1 protein-coding gene is annotated in these 631 nt (G+C 54.5%); it reads left to right on the top strand.

What is annotated here, in order from left to right:
- Positions 1 to 15: 15 nt before the first annotated feature.
- On the top strand, positions 16 to 631 hold a 616-nt coding region (locus B5F29_RS16210), incomplete at its 3' end, for a Mu transposase domain-containing protein (protein WP_442911285.1).

Genomic DNA, 631 nt, shown 5'->3' with positions numbered 1-631 from the left:
TGCCGGGACATGAAGATGGACAGCTTTATCCGCGCCCACATCCACATGTATGGGTTCTTCGGCGGGGTTGCCACGCGTCTTGTCTGCGATAACCTGAAGACGGGCGTTGTATCCCATCCCAGAGAAGGGGAGGTTGTCCTGACTGCGGATTATGAAGCCCTGGGCAGCCACTACCAGACAGCCATCATGCCGGCAGGCATCCGTAAACCCAAACAGAAAGCTTCCGTGGAAGGCACAGTGGGGAAGATTGCAACAGCGATCATCGCACGGCTGAGGAACGAGACTTTTTACAGCTTTGAGGATCTGAAAGCTGCCGTCGCAAAAAAGCTCTACGGATTCAACCACGAGAGTTTCCAGAAACGTGAAGGGAGCCGCTATGACGCTTACCTGGATGAGAAGCCGTTCCTGCATCCACTGCCGTCTGTCCCTTATGAGATCGCCACGTGGATCTATGGCAGGAAGGTAAACATCGACTACCATGTCGTCTTTGAGTATAACCGGTACTCTTGTCCTTACCAGTATGCCAGGAAGAGTGTTGACCTGAAGGTTACGGACAGCACCGTGGAGATCTACAGCGGTTCTGCCCGCATAGCCACGCATAACCGCTTCCCGGCTGGCCGGAGGAACCAGT

It is taken from the genome of Lachnoclostridium sp. An196, from assembly GCF_002160135.1.
Lineage (GTDB): Bacteria > Bacillota > Clostridia > Lachnospirales > Lachnospiraceae > Hominiventricola > Hominiventricola avistercoris.
Note: the sequence above shows the minus strand (reverse complement) of the source record. Positions and strands in the feature narration are given on the sequence as shown.